General features: G+C 70.9%; 18 protein-coding genes. 10 read left to right on the top strand and 8 right to left on the bottom strand.

Annotated elements, in window-relative coordinates:
• Nucleotides 1-12 precede the first annotated feature (12 nt).
• Nucleotides 13-498, top strand: a complete 486-nt coding sequence (locus ACFT2C_RS12495; RefSeq protein WP_377207381.1) for a DUF1269 domain-containing protein — start codon at nt 13-15, stop codon at nt 496-498.
• A gap of 125 nt (nt 499-623) precedes the next feature.
• On the opposite strand, the gene ACFT2C_RS12490 is transcribed toward ACFT2C_RS12495, so the two are convergent.
• From ACFT2C_RS12490 to ACFT2C_RS12455, 8 genes are all read right to left on the bottom strand, one after another.
• Nucleotides 624-998, bottom strand: a complete 375-nt coding sequence (locus ACFT2C_RS12490; protein ID WP_377207380.1) for a metal-sulfur cluster assembly factor — start codon at nt 996-998, stop codon at nt 624-626.
• A 10-nt stretch (nt 999-1,008) separates the two neighbouring features.
• A complete protein-coding gene (sufU, locus tag ACFT2C_RS12485) occupies nt 1,009-1,491 on the bottom strand; it encodes a Fe-S cluster assembly sulfur transfer protein SufU (protein ID WP_377207379.1) in 483 nt (160 codons plus the stop codon).
• A gap of 43 nt (nt 1,492-1,534) precedes the next feature.
• Nucleotides 1,535-2,872, bottom strand: coding sequence for a cysteine desulfurase (locus ACFT2C_RS12480; protein WP_377207378.1), 1,338 nt, complete (start codon nt 2,870-2,872; stop codon nt 1,535-1,537).
• Between the two features lie 64 nt (nt 2,873-2,936).
• Entirely contained in the window at nt 2,937-3,707 is a 771-nt protein-coding gene (gene sufC / locus ACFT2C_RS12475) for a Fe-S cluster assembly ATPase SufC (RefSeq protein ID WP_377207377.1), read from the bottom strand.
• Between the two features lie 38 nt (nt 3,708-3,745).
• Nucleotides 3,746-4,090: a non-heme iron oxygenase ferredoxin subunit gene (locus ACFT2C_RS12470; protein WP_377207376.1), complete on the bottom strand. Its 345-nt coding sequence runs from the start codon at nt 4,088-4,090 to the stop codon at nt 3,746-3,748.
• Nucleotides 4,087-5,301: a Fe-S cluster assembly protein SufD gene (gene sufD / locus ACFT2C_RS12465; RefSeq protein ID WP_377207375.1), complete on the bottom strand. Its 1,215-nt coding sequence runs from the start codon at nt 5,299-5,301 to the stop codon at nt 4,087-4,089. The genes ACFT2C_RS12470 and sufD overlap by 4 nt, the downstream gene beginning before the upstream one ends.
• Nucleotide 5,302: 1 nt before the next feature.
• Entirely contained in the window at nt 5,303-6,739 is a 1,437-nt protein-coding gene (sufB, locus tag ACFT2C_RS12460; RefSeq protein ID WP_377207374.1) for a Fe-S cluster assembly protein SufB, read from the bottom strand.
• Complete coding sequence (locus ACFT2C_RS12455; RefSeq protein ID WP_377207373.1) at nt 6,739-7,506, bottom strand: helix-turn-helix transcriptional regulator; 768 nt, start codon at nt 7,504-7,506, stop codon at nt 6,739-6,741. The genes sufB and ACFT2C_RS12455 overlap by 1 nt, the downstream gene beginning before the upstream one ends.
• Before the next feature lie 329 nt (nt 7,507-7,835).
• Between ACFT2C_RS12455 and ACFT2C_RS12450 the strand changes: the two genes are divergently transcribed.
• From ACFT2C_RS12450 to ACFT2C_RS12410, 9 genes are all read left to right on the top strand, one after another.
• Entirely contained in the window at nt 7,836-8,810 is a 975-nt protein-coding gene (locus ACFT2C_RS12450; protein WP_377207397.1) for an ABC transporter ATP-binding protein, read from the top strand.
• Nucleotides 8,807-9,637, top strand: coding sequence for an ABC transporter permease (locus tag ACFT2C_RS12445; protein WP_377207372.1), 831 nt, complete (start codon nt 8,807-8,809; stop codon nt 9,635-9,637). The genes ACFT2C_RS12450 and ACFT2C_RS12445 overlap by 4 nt, the downstream gene beginning before the upstream one ends.
• Nucleotides 9,638-9,779: 142 nt before the next feature.
• Nucleotides 9,780-10,997, top strand: coding sequence for a S8 family serine peptidase (locus ACFT2C_RS12440; protein WP_377207371.1), 1,218 nt, complete (start codon nt 9,780-9,782; stop codon nt 10,995-10,997).
• 161 nt (nt 10,998-11,158) lie between these two features.
• Nucleotides 11,159-12,082 carry a heme A synthase gene (locus ACFT2C_RS12435; RefSeq protein ID WP_377207370.1) on the top strand — a complete coding sequence of 308 codons (924 nt, stop codon included), beginning with the start codon at nt 11,159-11,161 and terminating at the stop codon, nt 12,080-12,082.
• An 81-nt stretch (nt 12,083-12,163) separates the two neighbouring features.
• On the top strand, nt 12,164-12,919 hold the full coding sequence (locus ACFT2C_RS12430; protein WP_377207369.1) for a helix-turn-helix domain-containing protein: 756 nt from the start codon (nt 12,164-12,166) through the stop codon (nt 12,917-12,919).
• A gap of 2 nt (nt 12,920-12,921) precedes the next feature.
• The gene (locus ACFT2C_RS12425; RefSeq protein ID WP_377207368.1) at nt 12,922-13,503 is read left to right on the top strand and encodes a hypothetical protein; all 582 of its coding nucleotides are present in this window, start codon (nt 12,922-12,924) and stop codon (nt 13,501-13,503) included.
• A gap of 56 nt (nt 13,504-13,559) precedes the next feature.
• Entirely contained in the window at nt 13,560-13,808 is a 249-nt protein-coding gene (locus tag ACFT2C_RS12420; protein WP_377207367.1) for a hypothetical protein, read from the top strand.
• Nucleotides 13,809-13,866: 58 nt separating this feature from the next.
• Nucleotides 13,867-14,874, top strand: a complete 1,008-nt coding sequence (locus ACFT2C_RS12415) for an ATP-binding cassette domain-containing protein (protein ID WP_377207366.1) — start codon at nt 13,867-13,869, stop codon at nt 14,872-14,874.
• Nucleotides 14,871-15,692 (top strand): ABC transporter permease, encoded by an 822-nt coding sequence (locus tag ACFT2C_RS12410; RefSeq protein WP_377207365.1) that lies wholly within the window; start codon nt 14,871-14,873, stop codon nt 15,690-15,692. Before ACFT2C_RS12415 ends, ACFT2C_RS12410 begins: the two co-directional genes overlap by 4 nt.
• Nucleotides 15,693-15,767: the final 75 nt, after the last annotated feature.

The raw sequence follows: 15,767 nt of genomic DNA, 5'->3' as shown, positions 1-15,767 counted from the left end.
ATGATGATCCCGATGACCGCGTTCACCGTTTGGAAGTTCGACGATCCCGAGGGTGCCGAAGCGGCCGCTGTGAACCTCAAGCAGGCGGCGTCGGAAGGGCTGATCACCGTGGTCGACCACGCCGTGGTGTCCTGGCCCGCCGGACAGGCGACCCCGACGACCAAGCAGGCGCACGACAGCGAGTGGCGCGGCACCGGACTGGGCGCGTTCTGGGGGCTGCTGCTCGGCACCCTGTTCTTCGTGCCGATCATCGGCGCTGCTGCCGGGGCGGCGATCGGCGCTCTGGCCCGGCACACCGAGGCCGTCGGCATCGACCGGAAGCAGCTCGAGACGATCCGGGAGCAGGTCACCGTCGGCACGTCCGCGCTGTTCGCCGTGACCCAGGAGGGGGACCTCGACCGCGTGGGCGAGCGGTTCCACGGCTTCCGCGGCACGCTGATCGCGACCAACCTCACCGAAGCTGAGCGGTCTACCTTGCTGGAGTCGTTCGGCTCCTGACGCCCGTGGACCCTGCGGCCATGGGGCCGCTCCTGTCCACTCCCGTCCCGCGGGCCCGAAAGAGAATCAGCAGGTCGGGCGGCAATTCCCCAGCTCAGGGACCTGCCGCCCGACCTCCTCGATCCTCAGACGTTGAACCCGAGCATCCGCAGCTGCTCCTTGCCGTCGTCCGTGATCTTCTCCGGACCCCACGGCGGCATCCAGACCCAGTTCACGCGGAACCCGTCCACGAGGCCCTCGAGCGCCTGCGCGCTCTGGTCCTCGATCACGTCGGTCAGCGGGCAGGCCGCCGACGTCAGCGTCATGTCGATCGTCGCGTGGTTGTTCTGGTCCACCTGGATGCCGTAGATCAGGCCCAGGTCGACGACGTTGATGCCCAGCTCAGGGTCGATCACGTCGCGCATCGCCTCTTCGACGTCCACCACGGTGGTCGGCGAAGGGCCGGCTCCCTCGGGAGCGGCCGGGGCTTCCTGCCCGACGTCGGTGCTCGCCTCAGTCATCGGTCTCTCCTCAGCTCGTTGCCAGCGCGCCGCTGCGCGCCAGCGAGTCCTTGAGCGCCGCCCAGCCGAGCAGCGCGCACTTGATTCGGGCGGGGTACTGCGACACGCCGGTGAAGGCCGTCGCGTCGCCGAGGGCGTCCTCGGCGTCGTCGTCGCCCAGGCCCTTGCCGCGGGACGACATGAGGTCGTGGAACAGCCCGTCGAGCCGCGCCACCTCGGCGAGGGGGACGCCCTCGACCAGCGAGGTCATGACCGACACCGACGCCTGGGAGATCGAGCATCCCTGGCCTTCCCACGACACGCCCGCCACCGCACCCTCCGGCGTGACGTCGACCCGCAGGGTCACCTCGTCACCGCACGTCGGGTTCACCTGGTGCGACTCCCCCGCCATGTGCCCCAGGTCCGCCGACGGGAGGTCGACGAGCCCGCGGCCCACCGGGTGCTTCGCATGGTCCAGGATGACCTGCTGGTACATCTGCTCGAGCGTGCTCACGACGCTGCCTCTCTCGGTCTTCCCAACAGTCTTGCCGAAGTTCTCACTCTGCTCCGAAGAACGCCCGGACCCCCGCCAGTGCTTCCCGGAACGCCACAACCTCTTCGACAGTCGTGTAGACGGACGCCGACGCGCGCGCCGTGGCCGCGACGCCGAACCGGCGGTGCAGCGGCTGCGCGCAGTGGTGCCCCACCCGGACGGCGATGCCCTTGTCATCGAGCACCTGCCCGACGTCGTGCGCGTGCACGCCGTCGACCACGAACGAGACCACCGCGAGCCTGTTGGAAGTATCGAGCGGACCGATCACCCGCACCCCCGGGATCTCGGCGATCTTGAGCATCTCGGCGGCGAGCTCCGTCTCGTGCCGGGCCACGCCGGCCATGCCGAGCTCTCCGAGGTACTGCGCGGCGCAGCCCATGCCCACGGCCTGGGCGACCATCTGGGTGCCGGCCTCGAAGCGCTGCGGGGGCGGCGCGTACGTGGTGGACTCCATGGTCACGACCTCGACCATGGACCCGCCGGTGAGGGTGGGCGGCATGGCCTCGAGCAGCTCGCGCCGCCCGTACAGCGCGCCGACGCCGGTGGGGCCGAGCATCTTGTGCCCGCTGAACGCGGCGAAGTCGACGCCGAGCTCGTGGAAGTTCACCGGCATGTTCGGCACCGACTGGCAGGCGTCGAGCAGCGTCAGGGCGCCGACCCGCCGGGCCGCCGCGACGAGCGTCGCGACGGGCGCCACGGCCCCGGTCACGTTCGACACGTGCCCGAAGGCCAGCACCTTGGTGCGCTCCGTGACTATCGCGTCGAGGTCCGTCAGGTCGAGCCGACCGTCGTCCGCCACCGGGATCCAGCGCAGGACGGCGCCCGTGCGGGCGCACAGCTCCTGCCACGGGACGAGGTTGGCGTGGTGCTCCGCCTCGGTGACCACGATCTCGTCGCCCGGCACGAGCCGGAACCGCTCGGCAGCCGCGCCGCCGCGCCCCAGGGACGCGTTGGAGAAGGCGTAGGCGACGACGTTGATCGCCGCCGTCGCGCCGGGCTGCCAGACGATCTCGCCCTCGTCCGCCCCGACGAACGCGGCGACCGCCGCGCGCGCCTGCTCGAACGCCTCGGTGGCCTCCTCGGCGAGCTGGTGCGCGCCGCGGTGGACCGCGGCGTTGCGCTGCTCGTAGAAGTCCACCTCGGTGTCGAGCACGACCTGGGGTTTCTGCGACGTCGCCGCGGAGTCCAGATAGACGAGGGGTTGACCGCCCCGCACCGTGCGCTCGAGCAGCGGGAAGTCCGCGCGGACGGCGGCCAGCTCGGTCGTGGACAGCGTGCCGGCCTCGGCGGGCACGACCAGCGGCGCCGGGTCGCCCGGTCGCACGGTGGCGGTGGTGGTCATGGTTCGTCCCTCGTAGAGAATGAGCAGAGCGCTCGCGGAGAGTGAGCGATGCGTCAGCGGTGAATCAGGCGGAGACCGTCTTGTTCGCGCCGACGTACTTGTCGTAGCCCTCTTCCTCGAGGCGGTCGGCCAGCTCGGAGCCGCCCTCCTCGGCGATCGTGCCGTCGACGAAGACGTGCACGAAGTCGGGCTTGATGTAGCGCAGGATGCGCGTGTAGTGCGTGATGAGCAGGATCCCGATGTCGGTGTTCTCCTTGGCCCGGTTCACGCCCTCTGACACGATGCGCAGCGCGTCGACGTCGAGGCCCGAGTCGGTCTCGTCGAGGATCGCGAAGCGGGGCTTGAAGAGCTCCATCTGCAGGATCTCGTGACGCTTCTTCTCACCACCGGAGAAGCCCTCGTTCACCGAACGCTCGGCGAAGGCCGGGTCCATACGGAGGTTCTCCATCGCGCCCTTGACCTCCTTGCCCCAGGTGCGCAGGGCGGGGGCCGTGCCGTCCATGGCGGTCTTGGCGGTGCGCAGGAAGTTCGCGACCGACACGCCGGCGACCTCGACCGGGTACTGCATGGCGAGGAAGAGCCCGGCGCGGGCACGCTCGTCGACCTTCATCGCCAGGAGGTCCTCGCCGTCGAGCGTGGCGGTGCCCGAGGTGACCGTGTACTTGGGGTGGCCGGCGAGCGCCGACGCGAGGGTGGACTTGCCCGAGCCGTTGGGGCCCATGATCGCGTGGGTCTCGCCGCTGGCGATCGTCAGGTCGACGCCGCGCAGGATCGGCTTGGGGCCTTCCTTGGTCTCGACGCTGACGTGCAGGTCGCGGATCTCGAGGGTGGGCATATCGGTTACTCCAGGGTTAGCTTGCGAAAGTCAATGGATCAGGAGACGGGCACGGTGACGTCGATGTCGACGAGCACCCGCTCGCCGTCGACGGTCACCGGGTAGACGGGCACGGGGCGCACCGCCGGGAGCTGGACCGGCTGACCGGTCCGCAGGTCGAACTGGGAACCGTGCAGCCAGCACTCGACGAGGCAGCCCTCCACCTCGCCGTCGGACAGCGAGACGGCGCCGTGGGAGCAGATGTCCGAGAGGGCGTGGAAGTTGCCGTCCGCGTCGCGTGCGACGGCGACCGGGACCGGGGCGCCGTCGGCGCCGTCGAGCTCCACGAGCATCGCCTCCTCCGGTCCCAGGTCGTCGGTCATGCAGGCCAGCTGCGCGGTCATGCGGCCGGTGCCCCGGTGATCACGCTCATCGACTTCTCCAGCTCGGCCTCGATGGAGGCGAGCAGACGCTCCTCGACCGACGGGACGCCGATCTCGTGGATGAGCTCGGCGAAGAAGCCGCGCACGACGAGACGACGGGCCTCGACCTCGGGGATGCCCCGGGCCTGGAGGTAGAAGAGCTGCTCGTCGTCGAACCGGCCGGTGGCGCTGGCGTGGCCGGCGCCGGCGATCTCGCCGGTCTCGATCTCGAGGTTCGGCACGGAGTCCGCGCGCGCGCCGTCCGACAGGACGAGGTTGCGGTTGAGCTCGTAGGTGTCGGTGTTCTCGGCGTTGGCCCGGATCAGGACGTCGCCCACCCACACGGTGTGCGCGCCGGACCCCTGGAGGGCGCCCTTGTAGGTCACGCGGGACTTGCAGTCCGGCACCGCGTGGTCCACGAAGAGGCGGTGCTCCTGGTGCTGGTCGGTGTCCGCGAAGTAGAGGCCCACCATCTCGACCTCGCCGCCGGTGGCGGTGAACTCGGCGTCCGGCGTGATGCGCACGACGTCGCCGCCGAACGTGACCACCACGTGCTTGAGCTTGGCGTCGCGGCCCAGGCGGGCCCGGTGCGAGGAGGCGTGCACGGCGCCGTCGGCCCAGTCCTGGACGCTGACGACGGTGAGGTGCGCGCCGTCCTCGACGACGATCTCGATGGTCTCGCTCAGCAGGCCGACGCCCGCGTGGTCGATGACCACCACGGACTCGCTGTGCTGCTCGGCGCGGACCAGCACGTGGGCCGCCGTCGCCTCGGGGGTCGAGCCTGTCGAGACCCCCTCAAGGCGCACGGAGGTGACCTCGGAGGTCACCGCCTCCTTGGGGATCGTCACGATCGTGGCCTGCTCGAAGGCGTTCCACGCGGTGACGGCGGTGCGGTCGCCGGGCTTGCCGGCGGTGCCGAGGCGGGCGTCGTCGCGAGCGACGGTCTCCACCTTGACCTCGGGGGCCGCGGTCACCTGGACCGTGACCCCCGAGTTGCCGAGGTCCGCCTGGAACAGCGGCTGGAGGCGGTCGGCCGGGGAGAAGCGCCACTCCTCCTCGCGGCCGTTCGGGACGGGGATGTCCTCGAGGGAGAACGACGTAAGGCGCTCTGCTCGCGAGCCCTGGGGCTTGACGGCGCCGTGCGTGTGGGCGCCGTCGGCAACAGCGCGCGAGTGATCGGTCGTGAGAGTCATGTCAGCCGACGGACCCTTCCATCTGCAGCTCGATGAGGCGGTTGAGCTCGAGTGCGTACTCCATGGGCAGCTCGCGCGCGATGGGCTCGACGAACCCGCGCACGATCATGGCCATGGCCTCGGTCTCTTCCAGACCCCGGGACATGAGGTAGAACAGCTGGTCCTCGCTCACCCGCGAGACCGTGGCCTCGTGCCCCATGGACACGTCGTCCTCGCGGACGTCCACGTACGGGTAGGTGTCGCTGCGGGAGATCTGGTCCACCAGCAGCGCGTCGCAGAGGACGTTGGACGCGGAGTGGGTGGCGCCCTCGAGCACCTGGACCAGACCGCGGTACGACGTGCGGCCGCCGCCGCGCGCCACGGACTTGCTGACGATCGACGACACCGTGTTCGGCGCGGCGTGCACCATCTTGGCGCCGGCGTCCTGGTGCTGGCCCTCGCCCGCGAAGGCGATGGACAGCGTCTCGCCGCGGGCGTGCTCGCCCAGCAGGTAGATCGCCGGGTACTTCATGGTGACCTTCGAGCCGATGTTGCCGTCGACCCACTCCATCTGAGCACCCTCAGCGGCCGTGGCGCGCTTGGTGACCAGGTTGTACACGTTGTTCGACCAGTTCTGGATCGTCGTGTAGCGCACGCGGGCGTTCTTCTTCACGATGATCTCGACGACCGCCGAGTGCAGGGAGTCCGACGTGTAGATCGGCGCCGTGCAGCCCTCGACGTAGTGCACGTACGAGCCCTCGTCGGCGATGATCAGCGTGCGCTCGAACTGACCCATGTTCTCGGTGTTGATCCGGAAGTAGGCCTGCAGCGGGATCTCCACGTGCACGCCCGGCGGCACGTAGACGAACGAGCCGCCCGACCACACGGCCGAGTTCAGCGCGGCGAACTTGTTGTCGCCCGACGGGATGACCGTGCCGAAGTACTCCTGGAACAGCTCCGGGTAGTCGCGCAGGCCGGTGTCGGTGTCGACGAAGATGACGCCCTGCTGCTCCAGGTCCTCGCGGATCTGGTGGTAGACGACCTCGGACTCGTACTGGGCGGCGACGCCCGCGACGAGGCGCTGCTTCTCAGCCTCGGGGATGCCGAGCCGGTCGTACGTGGCCTTGATGTCCTCGGGCAGCTCCTCCCAGGACGTGGCCTGCTTCTCCGTGGAGCGCACGAAGTACTTGATCTTGTCGAAGTCGATGCCCGACAGGTCCGCACCGAAACTCGGCATCGGCTTCTTGCCGAAGAGACGCAGGGCCTTGAGGCGCTGGTTCAGCATCCACTCGGGCTCCTTCTTCAGGGCCGAGATGTTGCGGACCACTTCCTCGCTCAGGCCTCGCTGCGCGGACATGCCCGCGGCGTCGCTGTCGTGCCAGCCGTACTCGTACGAGCCGATGCTGGCGATGATCTCATCGTCGGAGCGCTGCTCTGGCGCTTGCGTCTCTGCGCTCATCACTTTCCTTCGGTGGGGGTCGTCGCGGGGATGTTCGTCGCGGGGGTGTGCAAGGGAATGTTCACGGGGATGTTCGTGGTGCAGGCGTACGCGCCGCCCGCGATGGTCGCGAGGCGCTGGACGTGCGAGCCCAGCAGCTCGCTGAACGCACGGGCCTCCTGCTCGCACAGCTCGGGGAACTCCTCGGCCACATGCTGGACCGGGCAGTGCCCCTGGCAGAGCTGGACCGCACGGGCGACCGTTCCGGCCGTGGGGCCGGTCAGCGGCGCCGGGACCGGACGTACTGAGGCGGCGTACCCGTCGGCCGACAGGAGCTGGGCGAGCTGCGCGGCCCGGCCCTCGGCGGTCTGTGCGGTGAGGTGCGGCGCGTAGCTGCGGGAGACGGCGTCGTACCGCTCCTTGGCGAAGCCGGCCACCGCCTCGCTCCCGCCCGTCTCCCGCAGGAACCGGAGGACCTGCCGGGCGATCTCCTGGTAGCCGCCCGCCAGCTCGGACTGGCCGCCGCTCGTGACAACGTACCGCCGGGCGGGACGCCCGCGGCGGGGGGTGCCCAACCGCGAGGCCTCGTGGACGGTGATCTTGCCGTCCTCCTCCAGGAGGGTCAGGTGCCTGCGCACGGCCGGGGCCGTCAGCTCCAGGATCGCGGCGAGGGCGCCGGCGGTGACCGGGCCGCGGGACGCGACGAGCTCGAGCACCCGACGGCGGGTGGTGCCGTCGGTCTCGTGGCTCGCCACGTGCCCGGCTGACACCTGTGTCGGTGCGCTCATGCTGGTCACCTCCCTCACGTCGGTCCGGGGGCAAACTTCACCCCGGTGTGCACGCCTTCGCAGACGCCAATGCTTTTGATCACATCCTTGTTCCCTAATTCGAGATGCGCAAGGAAGGCGACCCTCAGTTCGGGCCGATCGCGACACATCTCACACGTGCGGTCCACACCCAGGTCACCTAGTACGACGACGCCCCTCGTGCCGCCGCCTACCATTGAGCGGTGCCCCTGTCCGACGCGCCCGCGCTCGACCCCGTCCAGGCGGCCGCAGCGGGTGCCACCACGACCAGCCCTGCCGACGCGGCCGCCGGCTCCGGCCACGCTGTCGCCGTGGAGGTTCGCGGCCTCGTCAAACGCTACGACGGCCGCGCGGTCGTGGACGGCCTCGACCTGGTCGCCCGCCCGGGCGCCGTCACCGCCGTCCTGGGCCCCAACGGCGCGGGCAAGACGACCACCATCGAGTGCTGCGAGGGCCTGCGCTCCCCCGACGGCGGCAGCGTCCGCGTGCTGGGCCTCGACCCCGTCGCCGACGCGCGCGCCCTGCGCCCCCGCGTCGGCGTCATGCTGCAGGACGGCGGCCTGCCCACCGGGGTCCGGGCGCTGGAGCTGCTGCGCCACGTCGCCGCCATGTATGCGACGCCGCGCCCCGTGGACGAGCTCGCCGAGCGGCTGGGCCTGCACGGCTTCGCCCGCACCACCGTGCGCCGCCTGTCCGGCGGGCAGCGGCAGAGGGTCGCGCTGGCCGCGGCGGTCGTCGGGCGGCCCGACGTCGTGTTCCTGGACGAGCCCAGCGCCGGCATGGACCCGCAGAGCCGGCGCGCCGTGTGGGACCTCGTGCGCGAGCTGCGTGCGGACGGCGTCGCCATCGTGCTGACCACCCACCTGATGGACGAGGCCGCCGACCTGGCCGACCACGTGCACGTCGTGGACCACGGCCGCGTGATCGCCTCCGGAACGGTCCGCGAGCTGACCGACGGGGCCGGTAACCCGGGAACCATCCGCATCGAGGCCACCCCGAACCTAGACCTGACAGACCTCCTCGCTTCGTTGAGTGCTGGATATTTGTCGAGTCAGCACGTGCCAACCCAACAAATACCCAGCACTCAACGGAGCGAAGGTGGGGGGTGGGCCGCCGTCCAGAGCGAGCCCGGGGTCTATGTCCTCACCGGGGCCGTGGAGCCCGCGACGCTCGCGGCCGTCACGAGCTGGCTCGCCGAGCGCGGTGTGCTCGCCCGGTCGGTCACCACCGGTGCCCGCACCCTCGAGGACGTGTTCCTCGACCTCACGGGGAGGAACCTGCGATGAGCGTCGCACAGCGGCCGGACGGCGGGGCCGGCTCACGGGTCGCCGTCCGGCAGGGCCAGGAACCGCGCGCCGCGACCGCCCCGGCCGCCGCACCCGCCGTCCGCCGGATCGCGGCCCAGGCCGCGTTCGAGACGCGCGCGATCCTGCGCAACGGCGAGCAGCTGCTCGTGACGATAGTGCTGCCCGTGCTGGTGCTCGTGGGCCTGGTGCGCACGTCGTTCCTGGAGATCGACACGCAGGGGTTCTCGCGAATCGACTTCGTGACGCCGGGCGTGCTCGCGCTGGCCGTGATGTCGACGGCGTTCACGTCCCAGGCGATCGCCACAGCGTTCGACCGGCGCAACGGCGTCCTGCGCCTCATGGCCACCACCCCGCTGGGCCGCACCGGGCTGCTGGCCGGCAAGGTGCTCGGCGTGCTGGCCGTCGAGGTGGTGCAGGTGCTGGTCATCGCCGGCGTCGCGCTGGCCCTCGGGTGGCATCCGGAGCTCGGTGCGCTGCCCGCCGTCGTCGGCGCGGGGCTGCTGGGGACCGCCGCGTTCACCGCCCTGGCGCTGCTGCTGGCCGGGACCCTGCGCGCCGAGGGCGTGCTCGCCGTGGCCAATCTCGTGCTCGTGCTGCTCACCGTGGGCGGCGGCGTGCTGCTGCCCGCCGCGCAGCTCGCCGGGCCACTGGCGCACGCCGCGGTCCTGCTGCCGTCGGGCGCCCTGGGCGAGGCTATGCGCGGCGCCCTGCTGCACGGCGCCGTCCCGCCGTTCTCGGTGGTGGTCCTGCTGGGCTGGACCGCCGCACTCGGCGCCGGTGCGGCCCGCCTCTTCCGCTGGCACTGACCGGTCGCCGACTGCTTCGCCGACCTCATCCGGGTAAACACATACCCGACCCCATACGCGGAAGGTATGACCAATTCGTGGGGTTGGCGGGTGAAATTTGCCGGTTTAGGGTGCATTTCACCTACACTCCCCAGGAGGCAGCGTGACTTCCACTCACAGCAACCGCCGTCGGCTGATCGTCGGCGCCGGTATCGCTATCGCCCTCGCCGCGGCCCCGGCCGCAGCGGCCATGACGCCCTCGGCGACACCGGACGAGGCGCCAGCACCCGTCGCGGGCGCGCTGATCGAGGACTCGTACATCGTCGTCCTCAAGGACCGCGATGTCGCCAAGGCCGAGGTCCGGAGCACAGCCAACGGCCTCGCAAAGAAGTACGGCGGCGAGGTGCGCCACTCGTACACCAACGCGGTCCGCGGCTTCTCGGCGTCGATGTCGGCGAGCGAGGCCGCGCAGCTCGAGGCCGACCCGTCGGTCGCGTACGTGGAGCAGAACCGCGTGATGACGGCGACCGACACGCAGTCGCCGGTCCCCTCGTGGGGCCTGGACCGCATCGACCAGGCGGACCTGCCGCTCGACGACACGTACACGTACGGGAACGCGGGCACCGGCGTGACGGCGTACATCGTGGACACGGGCATCCTGACGACCCACGAGGACTTCGGCGGCCGCGCGGTCAGCGGCACCGACACCGTGGACGGCGACGACGACGCCACCGACTGCGCCGGCCACGGAACGCACGTCGCGGGCACCGTCGGCGGCACGGACTACGGCGTCGCCAAGGACGTCTCGCTCGTCGCGGTCCGCGTCCTCGACTGCGAGGGCTCCGGCAGCTTCGACGGCGTGATCGCCGGCATCGACTGGGTGACCGCCGACCACGAGGCCGGCGAGCCGGCCGTGGCCAACATGTCGCTCGGCGGCGGCTTCTCGCAGGCCGTGAACGACGCCGTGTCCGCGGCCGTCGCGGACGGCGTCACCTTCGCCCTCGCCGCCGGCAACGACAGCGGGGCCGACGCCTGCGACGGCTCGCCGAGCTCGACCCCGGAGGCGCTCACAGTGGGCGCCACGGAGGACACGGACGCCCGCGCCTCCTACTCGAACATCGGCACCTGCGTGGACATCTTCGCGCCGGGCACCGACATCACGTCGGCCTGGTACACCAGCGACACCGACGAGAACACCATCAGCGGCACCTCGATGGCCACCCCGCACGTCACGGGCGCCGCAGCGCTCGTGCTGGGTGGCAACCCCGCCGCCACGCCGGCCGAGGTCGGTGACGCCCTGACGGGTGCCGCCCTGCCGGACGTCGTCACGGACCCGGGCACGGGCTCGCCCAACCTGCTGCTGAACGTGGCAGGCCTCTGACGGTCGTCGGCGAAGTAGAGCGCCTGTCCCTTTCCAACGAGGCGAGCCTCGTGCGGAAGCGGGACAGGCGCTCTACTTCGCCGACTCACACGGGCGAGAATCACATCCGGTGAGGCCCGTGCGCGGGGCGCGACGCCGTCGTCGGGCACTACCGTGGGACCGTGACCGCACCCGCCGCCCCCACGTCCCGGTTCGCCGCGCTCGCCGGACGCATCGACCGCTTCCGGCACTGGACCCGCGCCGTGCTCATCGCGAACCTGGTCGGGCAGATCGGCATCATCGGGACCGGCGGCGCCGTGCGCCTGACCGAGTCGGGCCTGGGCTGCTCCACGTGGCCGCAGTGCGAGCCGGGGCAGTTCACCCCGCAGTTCCACGAGGCCACGACGCTGCACCCGTACATCGAGTTCGGCAACCGCACGCTGACCGGTGTGCTGGGCATCATCGCGGTGCTGGTCGCGGTGGCCGTGTGCACGGATCTGAAGCGCTCCGCGTCCTATCGCGCGCTCGGCGTGGTGCCCATCGTGGGCGTGCTGGCGCAGGCCCTGATCGGCGGCGTCGTGGTGCTGCTGCACCTGCACCCCGGCTGGGTTTCGCTGCACTTCGGCGTCTCGGGCGCTCTGGTGGCCGCTTCCCTGTACGTGCTCCACCGGCACGCCGAGGGCGACGAGGCCCCGACCCTCGTCGTGGGACCGCGGGTACGCGCCCTGGCCTGGGGCCTGGCCGCGCTGACCGCCGTCGTGGTCGTGCTCGGCGTGCTCACCACGGGTGCCGGCCCGCACAGCGGTGACGCCGAGGTGGGCTACCGGATCGCCGTCGACCCCGCACTGCTGACGAAGTGGCACGCCGCGGCGGTGTGGGCGTTCCTCGCGGTCCTCGTGGCCTACCTGATCAGCATGCGGAGCGGTCCCGCCCCGGTGCGCCGGGCCGCGCTGACCCTGCTCGGCATCACGCTGGCGCAGGGGCTGATCGGGTACGTGCAGTACTTCAACGACCTGCCCGAGCTGCTGGTGGGGCTGCACATGATCGGCGCGGCGGTGCTGATCGCGGGCACGACGCGGGTGTGGCTGACGACGCGGGTGCGGTGACATGAAGGCCTGGCGGCTACGCACGTCGCCAGCACACCTATGGTGGTGCATATTTGCATCACGTCGACTACGGTGGGTCCCATGGACCTTGCCGAACGCGTCTCGACACTGCGCCGGGCCAACAGCCTGAGCGCCCGGCAGCTTGCTGCCATGGTCGGCGTCGCGGCGACCACCATCAACCGGATCGAGTCCGGGGCGGTCAGCCCGTCGTTCGAGGTCGCTCAGACTCTTCTCACGGTCCTGGGTGAGCCGCTGGCACCGATCCAGGCATCGGACCCCGCAGCCATCGCAGCCGCACGCCTGGCAATCGACCCCGATCTTGACGTCCGGCGCCCGTTCGGCATCTCGCGCTGGCTCGACCGCTGGGGCGCGATCGGCCTGGTCGATGACGACGGAAAGGTCGCGCCGGGTCGTGAACCGGACCTCCTGTTCCGCGCCGCGACAGTGGCGCGACTGTACCGGCGGGCCGGCGGTGTGGACTGCCGGCCCGCCGCCACATGGAAGACGCTCGCAGACCTCTTCCGCCGCGAGGAGATCGAGTACGCCCTCACCGGCGACGCCGCGGCCAACTGGTACTCGCCGAGCGCAACTGAGTCGTGGCCGGTCTTCTACGTCGACGACGTCGACATGGCCATCGATGTCGGGGAGCTCGACCCGCTTCCGGCTGAGACTCCTGGTGCACGAGTAACGCTCCTGCCGTTCGACGACATCTGCGAGGTCGGCCGACAGGATCTCGACGGAGTCTGCGTCGCAGCCCTCCCCCAGGTCGCCTTCGACTGCTACGGCGGCATCGGGCGCATGCCCGAGCAAGCGGACGCGCTCTATGGGCGGGACTGACGATGGCCCTCCCCATGCCGTCGGCCGAGCCGGTCGGCGAGTTCGAGTGGAGCCGCCGCGCGGTCATCAACGCTGTCTCCGTCCTTGCGGAACACGCCGGATCGCTGACGCTTGTGGGTGGCCACGCCGTCATCCTGCGGACCGCAGACGTCATCGCTCCGATCGACAGCACCGGTGATGGCGACCTCGGGGTCACGCCCGGCCTTGTCGCATCGTCACCGAGCCTGGATGCGCTGCTGACCGGCGCGGGCTACGAGCTCCGGGTTGCTTCTCGGCCGGGCCAGTGGGGCCGCAGCCCGTACACCGATCGCACGGGCCGGCGCAGGTATCGCGAGAGGGCGGACCTCCTCGCCGGCAAGGCGCTCTCGGGATCTGCCGGAAAGCAGCGCCGGGGTGTTCCCGCCCTCCGCGACCACCACGGAAAGATGTGTGTCGGCAGCGCGACCGGGCTCGAGCTCAGTGCGTTCGACCGGTCCGTCATGACCGTGCCCGACTTTGCCGATCCGACGACTAGTGTCCTGGTCAACGTGGCCGGCGTCGCCGCGCTGATCTGCGCCAAGTCGACAAGATCGGCGAACGCCTGATCGACACTGACCGTGACCGGCTCCGTGACAAGGACGTCGGCGACCTCTGGCGGCTGATGGCGTCCACGCCTGTCACAGAAGTCTCCGAGCTGTTCGCCCCCTTCGAGGGTCACGACACGATCGGTGAGAGCGTGCAGACCGGACGTAGCTGGCTCGCACTCCTGCTGGCAGATCCCTCGGTCCGAGAGCGTGCGTACCGGGCGTTCGGTGTCAGCCTTGCCCGCGCCACGATCGACGACGTGTTCAACACGTGGCGGGACGTCTTCGCGACCGCCTCGGCGTCCGACCGCGGCGCGAGCACCTGACGGAGTCGTGACAGCGCCCTGACAGTCCCGTGCGAGCGGCCCCGCGCACGCTGGGGCCATGAACACGAACGCGATCGAGGCACAGGGCCTCGTCAAGATCTTCGGCGACAACCGCGCCGTGGACGGCGTCGACCTCACCGTCCGTACCGGGACCGTCTACGGGGTGCTCGGGCCGAACGGCGCGGGCAAGACCACAGCGATCCGCATGCTCGCCACCCTGCTGCGGCCCGACGGCGGCGAGGCGCGCGTCTTCGGCCACGACATCGTCCGCGAGGGCGCCGCCGTCCGCTCCCTCATCGGCGTGACGGGCCAGTACGCGTCGGTCGACGAGACGCTGAGCGCCACCGAGAACCTGGTCGTCTTCGGGCGGCTGCTCGGCCTGTCCACGCGCGCAGCGCGGGCCAAGTCCGCGGAGCTCCTGGAGGAGTTCTCCCTGACGGAGGCCGCCAAGCGCCCGCTGCGCAACTACTCCGGCGGCATGCGCCGCCGGCTCGACCTGGCGGCGAGCCTCATCGCCCGGCCGCCGCTCATCTTCCTCGACGAGCCCACCACCGGCCTGGACCCGCGCACCCGCAACCAGATGTGGGACACCATCCGCCGCCTGGTCGCCGACGGCTCCACGGTGCTGCTCACGACCCAGTACCTCGACGAGGCCGACCAGCTCGCCGACCGGATCGCCGTCATCGACCACGGCCGCGTCGTCGCCGAGGGGACCGCCGACGAGCTCAAGGCAACCGTCGGCGCCCAGTCGCTGCAGGTCGGCATCGCGGAGCAGGGCGACCTCGGCACCGCGCTGAGCCTGGTGCAGCAGGTGTTCGGCACCGCGGGTGCGGTCGCCCCCGAAGGGCGGCGGATCACCGTGCCGGTGCCCCACGCGGAGGCCGTCGCCGACCTGCTCGTCCGCTTCCGCGACGCGGGCGTGTCCATCTCCTCCGTCAGCCTGGACAAGCCGAGCCTGGACGAGGTCTTCCTGACCCTCACGGGCCACGCGGCGTCCGACGACGGCGCCCCCGCCGGGCAGTCCAGCCCCGGCAGCTCGAACGACACCGAGAAGGTGACCGCATGACCACCGCCACTTTCACCCAGGCACCCCACACGACCACCATCCAGCCGACCCGGGTCGGGCTCGCCGCCACGGTCTCGCAGTCGTTCACCATGGCCTACCGCGGCCTGCTCAAGGTCCGGCACACGCCGGAACAGCTCATCGACGTGACCTTCCAGCCGATCATCTTCACGCTGATGTTCACGTACCTGTTCGGCGGCGCCGTCTCCGGGAGCGTCGGCGCCTACCTGCCGCTGATCATCCCCGGTATCCTCGCGCAGACCGTCATCACGGCCTCCGTGGTGACCGGCGTCCAGCTCCGCGAGGACATGGACAAGGGCGTGTTCGACCGGTTCCGCTCCCTGCCGATCGCCCGCATCGCACCGCTGGCCGGCGCCCTGCTCGCCGACACCGTCCGGTACGTCGTCGCGACCACCATCACGTTCCTGACCGGCGTGGTCATGGGCTGGCGGCCCGGCGGCGGCTTCGGCGGCGTGGCGCTCGCCGGGCTGCTCGTGATCGTCTGCGCGTGGGCGCTGAGCTGGATCTTCGCCTACATCGGCGTGATCGCGCGCTCGGCCACGTTCGTGCAGGGCGTCTCGTTCATGGTCCTGTTCCCGCTGACGTTCCTGTCGAACGCCTTCGTCGAGGTCGACACCCTGCCGGGCTGGATGCAGGCGTTCGTCAACATCAACCCGGTGTCCCACCTGGTGTCCGCGGTGCGCTCGCTCGCGAACGAGGGCGTGGTCACCGGCGACGTCGGCTGGACGCTCCTGAGCGCGGCGGTCGTCGTGGTGGTCTTCGCCCCGATCGCGGTCCGCAGCTACCTCCGCAAGGCCTGACGGGCACTCGGTGGTCGAGCTTGTCGAGACCCAGGTCTCGACAAGCTCGACCAACGAGGCTCGACCAACGAGGCT

Source organism: Promicromonospora sp. NPDC057138, from assembly GCF_042670845.1.
In the GTDB taxonomy this organism is placed as follows: domain Bacteria; phylum Actinomycetota; class Actinomycetes; order Actinomycetales; family Cellulomonadaceae; genus Promicromonospora.
This window is presented reverse-complemented; position numbering and strand designations above follow the sequence as displayed.